Raw genomic sequence first — 1,643 nt, 5'->3', positions numbered from 1 at the left:
CATAGTTCCTATGTTTGCATTCGCAAAGCGGAACTAACGATGCGCGGCTAAAACAAAGTCTTTAAAAATAAGGGCATATGCCCCGTTAGTTTTAATTTTGTAAAGGGAATAACAAACTAACGATAAACATATGCCGGTACAAAGTAACAAATTAAATTTCAAAGGACAAAATATCTATATAGGAATTGATGTCCATCTTAAAAGTTGGAATGTCTGTGTTTATGTCGGAGGATTGAAAATCAAGCCTTTCTCGCAAACTCCATCAGCAGCCGTGCTGAAAAGCCATCTTGAAACAAACTATCCTGGTGGTACATATTATTCTGCGTATGAATCGGGCTTCTGCGGTTTTTCTGTCCATTATGAGTTATTGCGACATGGAATCAACAATATCGTATTCAATGCCGCCGACATAAGTGACACTTCTAAGGAGCGAATGAGGAAAACAGATTCTACAGACTCGTCCAAGATAGCGCGGAATCTAAGCAAGGGAGAGCTTTCTGCAATACATGTGCCATCGGAACAGGAAATTTCCGACAGGGAGGTCCTGAGAACAAGAATGACACATGTGAAGATGTGCGTACAGACAAAGATGCGCATAAAATCACTGCTTTATGTCAAAGGCATACGATATCCTGACACATTTGAAAAACCGGGCACACACTGGTCAAGAAATTTCGTGTCGTGGATAGAGAATGAAGCGTCCTCATTGCCTTATGAGGGAGGACGCTCTCTTCTCATCCAGATAGAGAACCTGCGGTTTATCCACAATCAGATTTTAAAGGCCACACGGGAACTCAGAAAAATCATGACGCAACCCCGATATCAAGATTCATACAAGCTTTTGATGTCCATTCCGGGCATAGGGTTTCTTACCGCCGCCACCTTCCTGTTGGAGGCCGGGGACATCTCAAGATTCGCAAGCAACGATCATCTGGCATCATTTGTGGGTTTTGTCCCCGATACAAGATCAACAGGGGAAAAGGATATTGCAATCGGGGTCACCTCACGAAGCAACCACCGTCTACGAACCATGTTTATAGAAAGCGCATGGTCTGCGATACGACAGGATCCGGCTTTGACTCTTGCATACACAAAACTTGTTTCTAGAATGGAACCAAACAAGGCCATAATAAGAATCGGACGCAAGCTTCTCAACAGAGTCGCATGTGTCCTCAGAACACGAAAGCCGTATGTCAAGGCTGTCGTACAATAAAGAATTTCTTACTGACAACCAGTATATAATACCGCAATAGCGAGCTTGCAGCCTTTGGTCTGCTTTTCATAGTATGCGGATTATTTTTCTTACCACTGAAACAGGAAACTGCGGCAATTTGTGTCCGCTTATTGAAGGTTGTCGGTTAAGATTTTTTCTGTATGGGTTTTCTTAGCCATAGGGCGAAAGCCGTAACGCTCTGCTGAACGATATACTTGTCCATACAGAAAAAGGGACTGAGAAAGCTCAGCCCCATATCCGTTACGGCGTAACGCGAAGGGTCTATTGCTGACAGGTTGCTCCCCAGCAGAGCCTGTTTCCTCTTCAACCCTCTGACTGCAAAATTAATAGAAGTTGTGGAGAGTCGTGTTAAATAAGTGTTAAAATCTGCAAATCATTTGTACAGCAACATAGAAGCCCGCTATGCTCC

General features: G+C 43.5%; 1 protein-coding gene. It reads left to right on the top strand.

Features of this window, described 5'->3' with window-relative positions; all coding sequences use genetic code 11:
- Window positions 1–130: 130 nt before the first annotated feature.
- The gene (locus tag JX312_RS13290) at window positions 131–1,213 is read left to right on the top strand and encodes an IS110 family transposase (protein WP_204458395.1); all 1,083 of its coding nucleotides are present in this window, start codon (window positions 131–133) and stop codon (window positions 1,211–1,213) included.
- The last annotated feature ends 430 nt before the right edge of the window (window positions 1,214–1,643 follow it).

It is taken from the genome of Barnesiella sp. CU968 (assembly GCF_905219685.1).
In the GTDB taxonomy this organism is placed as follows: Bacteria; Bacteroidota; Bacteroidia; order Bacteroidales; family Muribaculaceae; genus Lepagella; species Lepagella muris_A.
This window is presented reverse-complemented; position numbering and strand designations above follow the sequence as displayed.

Coding starts and splice junctions, on each gene's coding strand:
- JX312_RS13290 (WP_204458395.1), top strand. CDS start 131: ATGCCGGTACAAAGTAACAAATTAAATTTCAAAGGACAAAATATCTAT.